This is a genomic window from Actinomycetospora rhizophila (assembly GCF_042657905.1).
GTDB classification, from domain to species: domain Bacteria; phylum Actinomycetota; class Actinomycetes; order Mycobacteriales; family Pseudonocardiaceae; genus Actinomycetospora; species Actinomycetospora rhizophila.
The window spans coordinates 132,815-147,853 of sequence record NZ_JBHSKG010000015.1; the positions used below are offsets into that span (position 1 = coordinate 132,815).

Sequence of the window (15,039 nt, forward strand, 5' to 3'; positions counted from 1 at the left end):
CGACATCTGATTCCCCTCGCATGCCTCTTGCCGACGTCGCACCGGCTGCCTACTGTCGCCTGTGGCTCAGCACACACCGCTCGGCGCCCGAGATCAACCGGCCGCCGTGAGACGGACGTGTCCTGCCGCCCAGTGGTCGACGTCGTCGGCCGGACGGTCGAGTGACCGGTGGCGCCAGCTAGAGCCCTCCCGCTCGACCCTCCCCGTTCGATGAGCCACACCCCAGCGACCCCGGGGCCGATCCCGCGCCCGGGTCCGTCGGTGGAGAAGACAAGGGCATCCATGAGGAGGTACGTCGGATGACGTCCACAGATCGAGACGCCGAGCTGGCCGCGGCCGGCCTGGACGGCCAGAACAGGACAGCTCTGGGACGGCTGCTCGGCACGGGTTCCGTCGGACACGCCGAGAAGGGGTCCGACGGCATCATGCGGGCCACGGTGCGGATCCCGGAGGACGAGCTGATCTGGGAGCCCTCGATCCTCGTGTTCCCCGAGGGCGGCGAGGTCGAGCTCACGCTCATCAACGACGACAAGAACACCCACTGCGCGGTGCTCCCGCACAACGGTGACCCCAAGATCATCTGGCTGGTCAACCACTCGAAGGGCACGGCCCGGCTCTCGCTGTCCGGCCCGGGCACCTACTACTACGGCTCCACGACCGGCAACGACGAGGGCCGCGGCCTGACCGGTGCGCTGGTGTTCGGCGGCGAGGTCCCCGACTCCGCCAAGCAGGACCGTCCGCCGCAGCCGCGCCCGTAAGAGCCCCGTCGAGCCCGTAGAGAGGAAGAACGTCACATGACCGACTACGTGGACGCCGGCGAGGCCGTCCCGCACAAGACCCTCAGCGCCACCAAGGGCAGCGCCCCGGCGACCGGCAACGTCGACTTCGAGCGCATCAAGAACGCCAAGTCGGAGCCGGCCAACTGGCTGACCTACTACGGCAGCTACGACGGCCAGCGCTACAGCCCGCTGGACCAGATCAACAAGGAGACCGTCAAGAAGCTCACGCCCGCGTGGGTCTTCCAGGCCGGCATGAACGGCCTGCACTCGGGCGCCTCGACGTACTCGTTCGAGGCCTCCCCGCTGGTGGTCGAGGGCGTCATGTACGTCTCGGGCCCCGACGGCAAGGTCTGGGCGATCGACGCGGCCACCGGCGAGGAGCTGTGGCGCTACAAGTGGGCGTCGCCGTACGACGTGTCGCTGTGCTGCGGCAACGTCAACCGCGGTGTCGCGGTGGGCCACGGCAAGGTGTACCTCTACACCCTCAACGCCCACCTCATCGCCCTCGACGCCCAGACCGGCGACCTGGTGTGGGACACCGTCAACGGCGACGTGCGCGCCGGTGAGAGCGGCTCGGTCGCCCCGCTGATCGTCAAGGACAAGGTCATCGTCGGCAGCGCCGGCGGCGAGTTCGGCCTCCGCGGCCACATCGACGCCTTCGACGCCCAGACCGGCGAGCGCCAGTGGCGCTGCTACACGGTCCCGAAGCCCGGTGAGCCCGGCTCGGAGACCTGGGGCGACGAGAACGCCGAGGCCTGGCAGCGCGGCGGCGCGAACTGCTGGGTCACGCCCACCTACGACCCGGAGCTGGAGCTGCTGTACCACGGCACCGGCAACCCGGCGCCCGACTTCGACGGCGGCGTCCGTCCGGGCGACAACCTCTACACCGACAGCGTCGTCGCGGTGGACGTGAACTCCGGGCAGATCCGGTGGCACTACCAGTTCACCCCGCACGACCTGTGGGACTACGACTCGACGATGGAGAACCTGCTCTTCGACGCTCCGGACGGGCGCAAGCTGCTCGCCCACGCGGACAAGAACGGCTACTTCTTCGTGCTCGACCGCACCAACGGCGAGCTCGTCCGCGTCTTCCCCTTCGTCGACCGCATCACCTGGGGCGAGATCGAGCCGGACGGCAAGGTCACCCCGAAGGTGTACCCGGACGAGGAGGGTGTGCCCGTCCACTTCTGGCCCGGCCCGGCCGGCGGCAAGGAGTGGACGCACATGTCCTACAACCCCAGCACGGGGTTGATCTATGTGCCGGTCCAGGAGGTGGGGGCGACGGCGACCCGCCGGCGCCGCGAGTTCCGCGAGAGCATCCCGTACTGGGGCGCCGGGGTCGCGGTCGACCTCGACGACTTCTACGGCTACGTCGCGGCCATCGACCCGGTCACGGGCGAGGAGAAGTGGCGCTGGAACAACGAGTACCCCATGTGCGCCTCGACGCTGACCACCGCGGGTGGCCTGGTGTTCCAGGGCACGCCCACCGGTGAGTTCGTCGCGCTCGACGCCGACACCGGCGAGAAGCTGTGGTCGTTCCAGTGCGGCAGCGGGCACCACTCGAGCCCCACGCCGTACGAGGTGGACGGCCGCCAGTACATCGCCGTCCCGACCGGGTGGGGCGGCTGGGTCGAGGGCTTCCTGCCCGGCCTGCTCGGCGCCGCCGCGGGCGACGCGCTGTTCTGCTTCGCGCTGCCCGAGAGCTAGACCACCCCAGACAGGACGTCACGCCGGCACGGATCGACACCCGCCGGCAGGAAGGAGACACGACATGGAGCTCCACGTGTGGGAGGCCCCGGAGTTCGAGGAGATCGGGGTCGCTCCCGAGGTGACGATGTACGTCGCCCAGATGGACGACTGATCGACAACTGATCGCGAAGGGGCGCCGGACCAGTTCCGGCGCCCCTTCGCGGCGTTTCGGTGCCCCCGGCGTCGGCGAACCGTCAGGAGAGTTCCCATGACCGTCGAGCAGACCGAGGCGCGGCCCGCGGCCAAGCGCTGGCTCTGCGAAATGTGTGGCTTCATCTATGATCCGGAGGAGGGAGACCCCGACAGCGGCATCCCACCCGGGACGCCCTTCGAGGACATCCCCGACGACTGGATGTGCCCGATCTGCGGCGCCGAGAAGGCGGACTTCCGCGAAGTGGAACCGGGCGAGTTCCCGGAGATGTGAGGATGCGGCATACATGATCACCGGGTACGGCCACTTCGCCCAGCTCGCGGAATCGCTGCAGTGGGACGAGAACAGCATCGACCTGACCGCCGACATCGAGGCCTGGCCGAAGCTCGACCAGGACGAGTACGACCAGGTACTCGGCCTGCTCGCCGGCTTCTGCATCGGTGAGACCTCGGTGGCCACCCACCTCACCTCGTTCCACGCGGCCGCGAGCACCGACGACCGGATGGCCGAGGTGTTCCAGGCCCAGGCCCGTGACGAGGCCCGCCACGCCCGCTTCTTCGACCGGGTCGTCCGCGAGGTCGCGGGCGTTCCGGGCGCGAACATGACCGAGCGGGTGGACCACCTGCGCGACCGGGTCAGCCCCGCCCTGGTCGAGCTGTTCGAGGAGCGCCTCCCCGCCATCGCGGCCTCGGTCGCCGACGACCACGAGAACCTCACCGCGGCCGTCGGGCTCTACCACATGATCCTCGAGGGCGTGGTGCTCACGGCGGGTCAGCACGCGCTGCTCCAGACGATCTCGGGGCTGTCGGCGAAGCTGCCGGGCACGCACAAGGGAATGGAGCTCGTGCTGCGCGACGAGCGCTGGCACATCGGCTTCGGGTCCCGCGTCATCCAGAGTGCGGACATCGTCGACGACGAGATGGAAGAACTGCTCACGCAGGGTGTCAAGGCCGCCTCCGCATGGGGGGATCTGATCTCCCACGACGACATCGCGAAGGTCGAGCACCTCCATCAGCGTCGCCTGAAGTCCGTCGGCATCAAGTTCTGGTGATCTCGCGCGCTGCCCCGGCGGCGCGCGGCAGGTACGGTTGATCAGTCAGAGATCGAGAGGAGGTGGCAGCAATCATGGAGTCGCTCTCCATCTGGGAGACCCCGGATTTCGAGGAGTTCGGTGTCGCCCCCGAGGTGACGATGTACGTCGCACAGCTCGACGACTGACGACGAACGCGACAGGGGCGTCGGAATGTAGTTCTTCCGGCGCCCCTGTCGCCGTTGTCGCACGACCGGGTTCCACCAGGGAGGACGAACGGCGATGTGGCTGCGGGTGCTCGGCGCCGGTGCGGGCGGCGGTTTCCCCCAGTGGAACTGCGGCTGCCCGGGCTGTCGCGCGGTCCGTGACGGCTCCCGGCCGGCCACGCCCCGCACGCAGTCCTCGATCGCCGTGAGCGCCGACCGCGCCACGTGGTACCTCGTCAACGCCTCCCCCGACCTGCGCGCACAGATCGAGGCGTCCCGCGTCCTTAGGCCCCGCTCGAAGCGCGACAGCCCGATCGCCGCGGTCCTGCTCACCGACGCCGAGCTCGACCACACGATGGGCCTGCTGCTCCTGCGCGAGGGTCCGGGCGTGGAGCTGCACGCCACCGAGGCGTCGTTCGAGACCCTGCGGGGCGGCACCGGCTTCCTGCCGACGCTGGAGCGCTACACGCAGGTCACGCCGCGCCGCGTCGTCCCCGGCGAGACGGTCGGGCTCGGCGAGGGCCTCGCCTACACCGCCTTCGACGTCCCCACCGTCAAGAAGGCCCGGTTCGGGGGCACCGAGGACGTCGGCCGCGTGGTGGGCTACCGCTTCACCGACACCGCGACCGGCCGGACCGCGGTGTACCTGCCCGGGGTCCAGGAGGTCACGCCCGCCGTGCACGACGAGCTGTCCCGCGCCGACGTGGTGCTGGTCGACGGCACGACGTGGACCGACGACGAGATGATCCGCCTGGGCCTCGCGTCGAAGACCGCCCGCGACATGGGCCACCTGGCCGTCGACGGGCCGGCCGGGAGCCTCGCGGTCCTCGCCGGGCTCCCGGCCGAGCGCAAGATCTACGTGCACATCAACAACACGAACCCGATGCTGCTCGAGGACTCCCCCGAGTACGCGACGGTCGCCGCCCGCGGGGTGGAGATCGCCCTCGACGGGCTCGAGGTGGAGGTCTGAGGAGCGGCATGACGGTCACCCACGCGACCAACGGCACCGGCACCGACGCAGGCGCCGGGGCAGGGCCCGGCACGGCGGTCGGCCCGGAGGCCCTGGTGGAGCGGCTGCGCTCCCAGGCCACGCGCTACCACAGCGAGCACGACTTCCACGTGCGCATGAACGCCGGCGAGCTATCGCCGGAGCAGATCCGGGGCTGGGTGGCCAACCGCTTCTGCTACCAGGAGGCGATCCCGCGCAAGGACGCCGCGATCCTCGGCAACTGCCCCGACCGCGAGATCCGCAAGCGCTGGATCCGCCGGATCACCGACCACGACGGCACCGACACCACCGAGGGCGGCATCGAGGCGTGGCTGCGGCTCGGCGAGGCCTGCGGGGTGCCGCGCGAGGAGATGGAGGACGGGCGCCACATCGTCCCCGGCGTTCGTTTCGCGGTCGACGCCTACGTGACCTTCGCGCGCACCCGGCCCTGGGTCGAGGCCGTCGCGTCCTCGCTCACCGAGCTCTTCGCGCCGGGTCTCATGGCCGAGCGCCTCGCCGCGTTCGAGAAGCACTACACGTGGATCGACAAGGACGGGCTCGACTACTTCCGCAACCGGCTGCACCAGGCGCCGCGCGACTCCGAGCACGCGCTGGAGATCGTCCAGGAGCACTGCCGCACCGCCGAGTCGCAGGACGCCGCGGTCGCCGCGCTCGCGTTCAAGAACGACGTGCTCTGGAGCATGATGGACGCCATCGACATCGCGTATCCGGCAGATCGGCCCTCCCCGTCGTGACCAGCACCGTCCCCCGCACCGGGCGGCCCGCGCTCGCCCGGTTCGTGAAGACCCGCTACGACAAGGCGCGCGAGCGGCAGGTGCTGCTCGGGCCGGAGACGGTCGTCGCGCTCAACCCCACCGGCGCCGACATCCTCGCCCTCTGCGACGGGCAGCGCACCGTCGGCGACATCGTCGACGAGCTCGGCCGCCGGTACGACCGCGTCGTGGACGACGAGGTGATCGCGTTCCTGTCGCGCCTCGCGTCCCGGCGCTGGGTGGTGATCACCGATGAGTGACCAGGTCCTCGACGGCCCCCTGGGCGTGCTGGCCGAGCTGACCCACGCGTGCCCGCTGTCGTGCTCCTACTGCTCGAACCCGCTGGAGCTCACCAAGCGCTCCGCGGAGCTCTCGACCGACGAGTGGCGCCGCGTGCTCGACGAGGCCGCCGACCTCGGCGTCCTGCAGAGCCACTTCTCCGGCGGCGAGCCGCTGCTGCGGCGCGACCTCGTCGACCTCGTGGCCCACGCGAGCGGGCTCGGGATGTACACCAACCTCGTCACCAGCGCGATCGGTCTGTCGCGGCCCCGCGCGGAGGCACTGCGCGACGCCGGCCTCGACCACGTCCAGGTCAGCATCCAGGCCGACGAGCCGGTGCTCTCCGACCGCCTCGCCGGCATCTCCTCGTTCGAGAAGAAGATCGAGGCGGCCCGGCTGGTCAAGGAGCTGGGCTGGCCGCTGACGCTCAACGTCGTGCTGCACCGGCAGAACATCGACCGGATCGCCGCGATCCTCGACTGGGTCGAGGAGCTGGATGCCGACCGGGTCGAGCTGGCCAACACCCAGTACTACGGCTGGGCGCTGGCCAACCGCGAGGCCCTGCTGCCCAGCCGCGAGCAGCTCGAGCACGCCCGGGAGGTGACCCGCGCGGCCCGCGAGCGCCTGCGCGGGCGCACCGACGTCATCTACGTCATCCCGGACTACTACGCCGAGTACCCCAAGCCGTGCATGGGCGGCTGGGGGTCGCGCCAGCTCGTCGTCGGCCCCGAGGGCAACGCCTGGCCCTGCCTCTCGGCCCACGAGCTGCCGCTGCCGCACGCCAACGTCCGCGAGCACGACCTGCCCTGGATCTGGCGCGAGTCGCCGCTGTTCTCGGCGTTCCGCGGCACCGACTGGATGCCCGACCCCTGCCGCAGCTGCGACCGCCGCGAGGTCGACCTCGGCGGGTGCCGCTGCCAGGCGTTCCAGCTCACCGGCGACATGTACCGCACCGACCCGGTCTGCGTGCTCTCCCCCGACCGCCACCTGATCGACGAGGCGGTCGCGGCGGCCAACGACCCGGCGGCGGCGCCCGCCGGAGGCTCCACGGCGGAGCCGGTCCTGGTCCCGATGCCGGCCGTCCGCCCCCACCGCGCCGACTGAGACCTCCCCGGTCGTGATCACAGCGGCTACCCTCCTCGGGTCCTGCAGCAGCGGGGGACACCCGAGGAGGAGGCCGCGATGTCCGGTGGCGGAGGAAAGATCGAGCAGCGTGTCGTCCTGACCCGGCAGGAGGCCGCGCGCTGGCTCCACCAGCTGGCGACGGCCCTGGAGAACGGCGGCACGGCAGACGTCGCGCTGGTGGGGCCGACCGTCGCGCTGAACCTGCCCGAGGAGTTCGAGGTCGAGCTGGAGCTCGAGCCCTACGGCGAGAAGATCGAGCTCGAGTTCGAGCTCGTCTGGCCGAACTCGAACAGCGAGCCGTCCTCGGACCGGCCGCGGACGTCGGTCGCCGCCCCGCAGCCCCTGCGCTGAGCCGCCGCGCGGCGCCCCGTCCTTGCGGGCGGGGGCCGCGTCCAGTACTCAGGTCCCGTGTCCGTGGTCGCGATCACCTTCGTCGTCATCGCGCTGGCGGAGGTGGCGGACACCAGCGGTCTGGTCACCCTCGTGCTCGCCACCCGCTTCCCGGCGCGCTGGGTGCTCCTCGGCGTCTGCGCCGGGATGCTGGTGCACGTCGGCATCGCCGTGGCGGCGGGCAGCCTCGTCGGCCTGCTCCCGGAGCGTCCCCTCGAGGCGATCCTCGCCGTCATGTTCCTCATCGGTGCGGCCCTCACGCTCCGCGAGGGGCTGGAGGACGACGACGATGACGATGACGACGACGAGGAGCGGGAGGCGCCGCGGACGCGCTGGGCGGTGGTGGCGACGGCGTTCGGCATCACCGCGCTGTCCGAGCTCGCGGACCCGTCGCAGATCCTCACCGCGACGCTGACCGCGCAGTACGGCGACCCGCTGCTCGTCGGCATCGGGGCGCTCCTCGGTCTCTGGGCCGTGTCGGCCCTCGCGGTCTACGGCGGCAATCGGTTGCGCCGGGTCGTCCCGGTGAAGTGGGTGGCCGTGGTCGCGGCCGCGATCATGGTGGTGCTCGCCGTGATCAGCGCGGTCGAGGCGATCCGGGGATGACCCACCCGTGATCCCCGTCGTCGAGTTCGTCCTCGGCGTCGCCGTCCTCGTCTGGTGCGCCGAGAAGCTCATCGGCCACCTCGTCGGGGTGGCCAGCCGGTGGGCGATCTCGCTCTTCCTCGTGGCGGTGGTGTTCACCGGCATCGAGTTCGACGACCTCGCGTTCGGCCTGGCCCTCGGCCTCGAGGACCTGCACGAGGTCGCCCTCGGCACGGTCATCGGGACGACGATCGCGATGCCGGGCCTCGTGCTGGCCGTCGCGGCGATCGTCGCGCCGACCGCCGTCGAGGTGCCCCGGGACTACCTCGGCCTCTACGCGGGCGCGCCGCTGGTGATGTACGCGCTCGCGCTCACCGGGACCCTCACGGCCGCGGCCGGCGTCGTGCTCCTGGTGCTGTTCGCCGCGTTCGTCGGCTGGATCGCGCTGCGCGAGTACGCCGCGCGCCGTCCCGTCTGGCGCGACGCGGCGCTCTACGAGCAGATCGACCGCGTGACCCTCGGCGGCGGGATCGCGTCGCGGCGGGGCCGTGGGGACGGGCCCGGTGAGGGGCGCCGGGGCCCCCGTGCCGATCCCCCGCCCGGCCGCCGCGTCGACGAGGGCTTCCTGCGCGCCCGCCGGCACTCCCCCGCCGGGACCGTCGTGCTCGCCGTCCTCGCGCTCGCCGGGCTCGTCGTGGGCGCGGCGGTCGCCGGCGCAGGGACCGAGGGCATCCTCGAGGAGTTCGCCGTCGAGGGCACGGTCTTCGGGGTCACGATCGCGACGCTCGCCCTCTCGCTCGAGGACCTCCTGCTCACCGTCGAGCCGGCCCGCCGCGGCGCCCCCGAGATCGGTGTGGCGAACGTCGTCGGCAGCGTCGTGTTCTCGGTGACCGGCAAGCTCGGGATCCTCCTGCTCGCCGGCGGCGCGCTCGCCGTGACGCCCGACGTCGTGCGCTGGCACCTGCCGGTGCTCGTCCTCGTCACGGCGACCTCGGCCGTCTTCCTCGCGACCGGGCGCCTGCGCCGGCGCCACGGCGTCGTCCTGCTCGCCGCCTACGCGGCGTACTTCGCCGTCAGCCTGGTGTTCTTCGGCGGGGTCCCGGTCGACACCTGAGTGCCGACCGGGTCGCCGAGGGGGGTCAGGCCGCGATCGAGCCGTGCGGGTCGATGACGAACTTCTTCGCCACGCCCGAGTCGAACTGCGCGTAGCCCTGCGGCGCGTCGTCGAGAGAGATGACGGTCGCGTTGACCGCCTTCCCGATCTCCACCCGGTCGCGCAGGATCGCGTTCATCAGCTGCCGGTGGTAGCGCATCACCGGGCACTGGCCGGTGGTGAAGGAGTGCGACTTCGCCCAGCCCAGGCCGATGCGGATCGAGAGGCTGCCCTCCTTGGCGGCGTCGTCCGCGGCACCCGGGTCGCCCGTGACGTAGAGGCCCGGGATGCCGAGCTTCCCGGCCGCGCGCGTGATCTCCATGATCGAGTTGAGGACCGTCGCCGGCTGCTCGTGGTCGGAGTCCTTGCCGTGCCCGCGGGCCTCGAAGCCGACCGCGTCGACCGAGGCGTCCACCACGGGCTCCCCGACGATCTGCTCGATCTTGTCCGGGAGCGAGCCCTCCTCGGTGAGGTCCACGGTCTCGGCGCCGATCACGTCGCGGGCGTGCCGGAGGCGCTCCTCGTTCATGTCCCCGACGATCACCGCGGCCGCGCCGAGCAGCTTCGCCGACGCCGCGGCGGCGAGCCCGACGGGCCCGGCGCCCGCGATGTAGACCGTCGAGCCGGTGGTCACGCCGGCGGTCACGCAGCCGTGGTAGCCGGTGGGGAAGATGTCCGACAGCATCGTCAGGTCGAGGATCTTCTCCATCGCCTGGTCGCGGTCGGGGAACTTCAGCAGGTTCCAGTCGGCGTAGGGGACCATGACGTACTCCGCCTGGCCGCCCTGCCAGCCGCCCATGTCGACGTAGCCGTAGGCGGAGCCCGGGCGGTCGGGGTTGACGTTGAGGCAGACGCCGGTGTGCCCCTCCTTGCACATCCGGCAGCGCCCGCAGGCGATGTTGAAGGGCGCGGAGACGAGGTCGCCCTCCTTGATGAACTCGACGTCGCGGCCGACCTCCACGACCTCGCCGGTGATCTCGTGACCGAGGATCAGGCCGGGCGGGGCGGTGGTGCGTCCGCGGACCATGTGCTGGTCGGAGCCGCAGATGTTGGTGGCGATCAGCTTGAGGATCACGCCGTGGGGCACCTGGCGGCCCACGTTGGCCGGGTTGACCCCCGGCCCGTCCTTGAGCTCCAGTCCCGGGTACTCGATGTCCTGGATCTCGACCTTCATCGGTTCGATGTACGCGACAGCCTTCATACGCCTCGATTCTGCGACGACTGGTGATCGACGTCACTCGCGCGGTCGCAGGAGTGGATCCCCCTCCCCGGCCCCGTCGTCAGTGGGTCGGACGCGAGGCCCAGTCGTGCTCGGCGAGACGGCGTCGTTCCGCGGGCAGCTCGAGGTAGTGGTCGAGGGCTGCGAGGAGCAGCGCCGGGTCGGCGTCCAGGCCGGCGGTGCGCAGCACGAGCGTCCGGCGCTCGCCCGGACGTCCCGCCCGCGGGGCGGTCAGGCGGTCGAGCAGCGGGCCCCCCGGCAGCGGGCCGTCGACGTCGAGCGCGATGCGCCGCGGGCGGCCGTCGGCGCGGTCGGGCCCGTGCGGGCGGACGGCCGTCACCTGCTCCCACGGGATCACCAGCCGCGTGCGCCGGGCCGCGATCTCCACCGCGTGCCCGGTGAGCGCCACCTCGCGCGGGGCACGCCAGCGCCGGCGCGCCACGTGGGCCGCGCCGCCGGGCCGCGCCTCGCGGCGCAGCCCCCCGGTGCCCGCCCTCACGGCACCCCGGCCAGCACGAGCACCGCCGTCGTCACCCCGGCACCCACGACCAGCCCGGCCACGACCTGCGCGAGGGTGTGCGCGCGGAGCACCAGGCGGGCCCAGCCGACGAGGGGGACGGCGAGCCAGGCCAGCGCCCACCAGCCCCCGCCGAGCAGCGTCAGCACGGCCGCCGCGGCCGCCACGACGGCGACGTGGAAGCTGACCTTCCAGACCAGCGTGATCGCGGTGGCGACGGCGACGGTGACGAGCACGGCGATCTGCAGGGCGGTGATCGGGCGAGGTGCGCCGGCGACGACCAGGACGACGACGCCCACCGCGACCGACGCCGCGGCCAGGCCCAGCGGCACCGCCCGCTGCTCGCGTTCGCGCAGGTGGTGGTCGGTGTAGCGGCCGGACCGCACGCCGCGGTCGACGATGAGCGCCGGGATCGCCACGGTGAACAGCATCCCGACCAGCGACCACGCCACGCCGGCCGGGCCCGCCGCCAGCGCCCCGACCACCGGGTAGAGGACGGCGAGCAGCAGCGTCGGCGACGTCGCGGTCGTGACGCGGGCGGCGACGCGCTGCGCGGGCGTGGTCACCTCGGCGGCGTCGGAGGTGGTCACCCGCCGTAGCCTAGGCGGCCTACCGAGGGAGGGTTCGCGTGAGTCGGCAGGTGCACCTCGTGCTGGCCGTGGTGACGGCGCCGCCCGGCCGGCTCCTGCTCGTCCACCGCCCCGGGGAGGTGCCGCCCGCGGTGCTGCCCGGCGGGCGCCCCCAGGACAAGGAGTCGCCGGGCGCGACCGCGGCCCGCGGGTGCCTCGAGGAGACCGGGGTGGAGATCCGCCCCGGCCGCCAGCTCGGGCGCTTCAACCACGACGGCATCGTCACGATCTACGTCGCCGCGAGCCCCGTGCACGACGTCGATCCCGAGGAGATCCCCGACAGCGTGCGCGCCGGCTGGTACCTCCACGACCAGGTCGACATGGTGCTGCCGGACCTCTGGGCGCCGGTGCGCCACCACCTGGAGAACACGATCCGGCGCCGCTGAGCTCACCGCGCGGCAGCGGCTCCGGCGGGCTGGAACAGCTCGACCAGGTTGCCGGCCGGGTCGGCGACGAGGACCTGGCGCCCGCCGGGCCCGGCGACCAGCTCGCTGCGGAAGTCCAGGCCGGCGGCACGGAGCCGGGCGATCTCGCGGTCGAGGTCGTCGACGACGAGGTGGATGCGGTTGTGGCCCGGCGTCGCGGCGTCGTCGGGGGTGGCCCGGGCGCCCGAGCTGGCCGGGCCGGAGAGCAGGAGCCGCAGCGGGCCGCGCCGCACGTCGGCGAAGGCCGAGGCGGCCGTCATGGCGAGCGTGAAGCCGAGGTGGTCGGTGTAGAAGGCGACCGCGGCGTCGACGTCGTCGACGAGGTAGCGGACGGCGGTGCCGGCGTCGGTCGTGGTCATCGCGGATCCTCCGATGGTCCTGTCGCAGTCGGTCCTGTCGCGGCGAGGACGGGGAGCAGGTGGCGCACGCGGGTGTCGATGTCGGCCGCGGCGCGGTGGAACGCCCCGTCGCCGCCCTCGGGGGTCCCGGGGGCGGCGGGATCGCGGACGCTCCAGTGGATCGTCCGGCGCTGCCCGGGGAACGACGGACAGATCTCCCGGGCCTTGTCGCACAGGGTCACCACGACGTCGAACCGCCGGTCGGCGAGGGCGTCCAGGCCGCGGGGGCGCCGGCCGGACACGTCGATCCCGAACCCCTCGCGCAGCGCGCGGACGGCGTCGGGGTGCAGCTCGTCCTGGGGCCGCGTGCCGGCACTGGTCGCCGCCACCCGCCCGGCGGAGTGGTGGTCCAGCAGGGCCTCCGCGAGCGGTGACCGGGCGCTGTTGCCGGTGCACACGAAGAGCACCTCGATGCGTCCCGGGGCCGGGCCGGCCGGCGCGGCGGGGTGGAGCGCGGGGTGGAGCGCGGCACCGGTGTCGCGCAGGCCGTCAGCGCATCGGTCCAGGTCGAGGCGATAGTAGGTGTCCCGGCCGTCGAGGCTGCTGCGCGCGCTGCGGACCAGCCCGCCGTCGCGCAGCAGCCGCAGGTGGTACGAGACCAGGTTCTGCGGTTCTCCGGTGCGCGCGGCGAGCTCGCGGACCCGGCGGTCGCTGGCGGCGAGCTCGGTCAGCAGCCGCCACCGCAGCGGGTGCGCGGCCAGCCGCACGAAGGGCGGGAGCCCTCCTCGACCCGTGGGCGACATGGCGGGGAGTATGCGCCTGCCGCCACCGATGCATCAAGCTCGTTTGATGGATTCCGCCGACGCCGGACTCAGACGGGCAGGACCGTGGGCACGATCATGGGCCGGCGCCGGTAGGTCTCCCCCACCCACTTCCCGACCACCCGCCGGACCGACTGCGCGATGCGGTGGGTGTCGGTGATCCCCTCGGCCTCGGTGCGCGAGAGCTCCATCTCGACGAGCGAGACGACGTCCTCGAGCGCCTTGGGGTCGTCGGAGAACCCGCGCCCGGAGATGCGCGGCGGGGCCACCGCCCGCCCGGTGGCGGCCTCGACCGCGACCGTGATGGCGATGAACCCGCCCTCGCCGAGCACCATGCGGTCCGACAGCGTCGACTCGCCGACGTCGCCGACCTGGTTGCCGTCGACGTAGACGTGGCCGACCTCGACCCGCCCGCTGATCGCGGCGCGGCCGTCGACGAGGTCGACGACGACGCCGTCCTCGGCGATGACGACGTTCTCCACCCCGGTGCGCCGGGCGATCTCGGCGTTGGCCCGCAGATGGCGCCACTCGCCGTGCACCGGCATGACGTTGCGCGGGCGCAGCGCGTTGTAGAGGAACAGCAGCTCGCCGGCCGACGCGTGGCCGGAGACGTGGACGCGGGCGACGCCGGAGTGCACGACCTCGGCGCCGAGGCGGGTCAGGCCGTTGATGACGGCGAACACGGCCGTCTCGTTGCCGGGGATGAGGCTCGAGAGCAGCACCACCGTGTCGCCGGGCACGATCGTGATCTGGCGGTGGTCGCCGCGGGCCATGCGCCCGAGCGCCGACAGCGGCTCGCCCTGCGAGCCCGTCGACACCAGCACGACGTCGCGCTCGGGCATCGCGAGGGCGTCGTCGAGGTCGACGAGCAGCCCCTCGGGCACGCGCAGCAGGCCGAGGTCGTTGGCGATGCCCATGTTGCGCACCATCGAGCGGCCCGTGAAGCAGACCTTGCGGCCGTGCTGCGCGGCGGCGTCGAGGATCTGCTGGACGCGGTGCACGTGGCTCGCGAAGCAGGCGACGATGAGGCGGCTCGGCGCCCGGCGGAACACGTCGTCGATCACCGGGGCGATGTCGCGCTCGGGGGTGACGAAGCCCGGGACCTCGGCGTTCGTCGAGTCGACGAGCAGCAGGTCGACGCCCTCGTCGCCCAGGCGCGAGAAGCCCGCGAGGTCGGTGAGGCGCCCGTCGAGGGGCAGCTGGTCGAGCTTGATGTCGCCGGTGTGCAGGACGGTGCCGCCGGGCGTGCGGACGGCGACGGCCAGCGCGTCGGGGATCGAGTGGTTGACCGCGAAGAACTCGCAGTCGAACGAGCCGTGGTGGTTGCGCTCGCCCTCGCGGACCTCGAGCAGGTGCGGGGTGAGCCGGTGCTCGCGGCACTTGGCCTCGACCAGCGCGAGCGTGAACCGCGAGCCCACCACGAGCAGGTCGGGGCGCTGGCGCAGCAGGAACGGCACGGCGCCGATGTGGTCCTCGTGCCCGTGGGTGAGGATCAGCGCGTCCACGTCGTCGAGGCGGTCCTCGACGGCGCGGAAGTCGGGCAGGATCAGGTCGACGCCGGGCGAGTCCTCGGACGGGAACAGCACGCCGCAGTCGACGATCAGCAGCCGGCCGCCGTACTCCAGCACGGTCATGTTGCGGCCGATCTCGCCGATGCCCCCGAGGGCGACGACGCGCAGCGCGCCGTCCGGCGTCGGCGGCGGGGTGCCCTCCGAGCCCGGGACCGACTGGGTCGGCACACCGGAGCCCTGCGCGCAGTCGTGGCTCGCGTGGTCGTGCTGCTGGGTCTGCTGGCCGCCGTCGGGGCGGCGGGCGGTGGAACGGCTCATCGGGTGGAACCGGGGACGGGGGTGGTGATCGGGGCCTCCTGGTGCGAGGGCGG

Annotated in this window: 20 protein-coding genes; 14 read left to right on the plus strand and 6 right to left on the minus strand. The window is 72.6% G+C overall.

Annotated elements, in window-relative coordinates:
• Window positions 1-299 precede the first annotated feature (299 nt).
• The 13 genes from ACFPK1_RS24205 to ACFPK1_RS24265 all read left to right on the plus strand — a co-directional run bounded on the left by ACFPK1_RS24205 (window position 300) and on the right by ACFPK1_RS24265 (window position 9,169).
• On the plus strand, window positions 300-758 hold the full coding sequence (locus tag ACFPK1_RS24205) for an MSMEG_3727 family PQQ-associated protein (RefSeq protein ID WP_378023517.1): 459 nt from the start codon (window positions 300-302) through the stop codon (window positions 756-758).
• Between the two features lie 36 nt (window positions 759-794).
• Entirely contained in the window at window positions 795-2,486 is a 1,692-nt protein-coding gene (locus tag ACFPK1_RS24210) for a PQQ-dependent dehydrogenase, methanol/ethanol family (protein WP_378023518.1), read from the plus strand.
• 64 nt (window positions 2,487-2,550) lie between these two features.
• A complete protein-coding gene (pqqA, locus tag ACFPK1_RS24215) occupies window positions 2,551-2,640 on the plus strand; it encodes a pyrroloquinoline quinone precursor peptide PqqA (protein ID WP_133825024.1) in 90 nt (29 codons plus the stop codon).
• A gap of 96 nt (window positions 2,641-2,736) precedes the next feature.
• Window positions 2,737-2,952 carry a rubredoxin gene (rd, locus tag ACFPK1_RS24220; protein ID WP_274281002.1) on the plus strand — a complete coding sequence of 72 codons (216 nt, stop codon included), beginning with the start codon at window positions 2,737-2,739 and terminating at the stop codon, window positions 2,950-2,952.
• 13 nt (window positions 2,953-2,965) lie between these two features.
• Window positions 2,966-3,730, plus strand: a complete 765-nt coding sequence (locus ACFPK1_RS24225; RefSeq protein WP_378023519.1) for a ribonucleotide-diphosphate reductase subunit beta — start codon at window positions 2,966-2,968, stop codon at window positions 3,728-3,730.
• Window positions 3,731-3,804: 74 nt separating this feature from the next.
• Window positions 3,805-3,897 carry a pyrroloquinoline quinone precursor peptide PqqA gene (gene pqqA, locus ACFPK1_RS24230; protein ID WP_378023520.1) on the plus strand — a complete coding sequence of 31 codons (93 nt, stop codon included), beginning with the start codon at window positions 3,805-3,807 and terminating at the stop codon, window positions 3,895-3,897.
• A 94-nt stretch (window positions 3,898-3,991) separates the two neighbouring features.
• Window positions 3,992-4,885, plus strand: coding sequence for a pyrroloquinoline quinone biosynthesis protein PqqB (gene pqqB / locus ACFPK1_RS24235; protein WP_378023521.1), 894 nt, complete (start codon window positions 3,992-3,994; stop codon window positions 4,883-4,885).
• Between the two features lie 8 nt (window positions 4,886-4,893).
• Complete coding sequence (gene pqqC / locus ACFPK1_RS24240; protein ID WP_378023522.1) at window positions 4,894-5,658, plus strand: pyrroloquinoline-quinone synthase PqqC; 765 nt, start codon at window positions 4,894-4,896, stop codon at window positions 5,656-5,658.
• The gene (pqqD, locus tag ACFPK1_RS24245) at window positions 5,655-5,936 is read left to right on the plus strand and encodes a pyrroloquinoline quinone biosynthesis peptide chaperone PqqD (RefSeq protein WP_378023523.1); all 282 of its coding nucleotides are present in this window, start codon (window positions 5,655-5,657) and stop codon (window positions 5,934-5,936) included. Before pqqC ends, pqqD begins: the two co-directional genes overlap by 4 nt.
• Window positions 5,929-7,059, plus strand: a complete 1,131-nt coding sequence (gene pqqE, locus ACFPK1_RS24250; protein ID WP_378023524.1) for a pyrroloquinoline quinone biosynthesis protein PqqE — start codon at window positions 5,929-5,931, stop codon at window positions 7,057-7,059. Before pqqD ends, pqqE begins: the two co-directional genes overlap by 8 nt.
• 78 nt (window positions 7,060-7,137) lie before the next feature.
• On the plus strand, window positions 7,138-7,431 hold the full coding sequence (locus ACFPK1_RS24255; RefSeq protein WP_378023525.1) for an amphi-Trp domain-containing protein: 294 nt from the start codon (window positions 7,138-7,140) through the stop codon (window positions 7,429-7,431).
• A gap of 57 nt (window positions 7,432-7,488) precedes the next feature.
• Entirely contained in the window at window positions 7,489-8,076 is a 588-nt protein-coding gene (locus tag ACFPK1_RS24260) for a TMEM165/GDT1 family protein (protein ID WP_378023526.1), read from the plus strand.
• Between the two features lie 7 nt (window positions 8,077-8,083).
• On the plus strand, window positions 8,084-9,169 hold the full coding sequence (locus tag ACFPK1_RS24265) for a sodium:calcium antiporter (RefSeq protein WP_378023527.1): 1,086 nt from the start codon (window positions 8,084-8,086) through the stop codon (window positions 9,167-9,169).
• 25 nt (window positions 9,170-9,194) lie between these two features.
• Here the strand turns inward: ACFPK1_RS24265 and fdhA are convergent, their stop codons facing one another.
• The 3 genes from fdhA to ACFPK1_RS24280 all read right to left on the minus strand — a co-directional run bounded on the left by fdhA (window position 9,195) and on the right by ACFPK1_RS24280 (window position 11,534).
• The gene (fdhA, locus tag ACFPK1_RS24270; RefSeq protein WP_378023528.1) at window positions 9,195-10,409 is read right to left on the minus strand and encodes a formaldehyde dehydrogenase, glutathione-independent; all 1,215 of its coding nucleotides are present in this window, start codon (window positions 10,407-10,409) and stop codon (window positions 9,195-9,197) included.
• Between the two features lie 79 nt (window positions 10,410-10,488).
• Complete coding sequence (locus ACFPK1_RS24275; protein ID WP_378023529.1) at window positions 10,489-10,926, minus strand: hypothetical protein; 438 nt, start codon at window positions 10,924-10,926, stop codon at window positions 10,489-10,491.
• The gene (locus ACFPK1_RS24280) at window positions 10,923-11,534 is read right to left on the minus strand and encodes a phosphatase PAP2 family protein (RefSeq protein ID WP_378023530.1); all 612 of its coding nucleotides are present in this window, start codon (window positions 11,532-11,534) and stop codon (window positions 10,923-10,925) included. Before ACFPK1_RS24280 ends, ACFPK1_RS24275 begins: the two co-directional genes overlap by 4 nt.
• A gap of 38 nt (window positions 11,535-11,572) precedes the next feature.
• Between ACFPK1_RS24280 and ACFPK1_RS24285 the strand changes: the two genes are divergently transcribed.
• Window positions 11,573-11,959 (plus strand): NUDIX hydrolase, encoded by a 387-nt coding sequence (locus tag ACFPK1_RS24285; RefSeq protein ID WP_378023531.1) that lies wholly within the window; start codon window positions 11,573-11,575, stop codon window positions 11,957-11,959.
• Between the two features lie 2 nt (window positions 11,960-11,961).
• On the opposite strand, the gene ACFPK1_RS24290 is transcribed toward ACFPK1_RS24285, so the two are convergent.
• From ACFPK1_RS24290 to ACFPK1_RS24300, 3 genes are all read right to left on the minus strand, one after another.
• Complete coding sequence (locus ACFPK1_RS24290; RefSeq protein ID WP_378023532.1) at window positions 11,962-12,357, minus strand: VOC family protein; 396 nt, start codon at window positions 12,355-12,357, stop codon at window positions 11,962-11,964.
• Window positions 12,354-13,139 (minus strand): arsenate reductase/protein-tyrosine-phosphatase family protein, encoded by a 786-nt coding sequence (locus ACFPK1_RS24295; protein WP_378023533.1) that lies wholly within the window; start codon window positions 13,137-13,139, stop codon window positions 12,354-12,356. The genes ACFPK1_RS24290 and ACFPK1_RS24295 overlap by 4 nt, the downstream gene beginning before the upstream one ends.
• Before the next feature lie 68 nt (window positions 13,140-13,207).
• Entirely contained in the window at window positions 13,208-14,986 is a 1,779-nt protein-coding gene (locus tag ACFPK1_RS24300) for a ribonuclease J (protein WP_378023534.1), read from the minus strand.
• Window positions 14,987-15,039 lie beyond the last annotated feature (53 nt).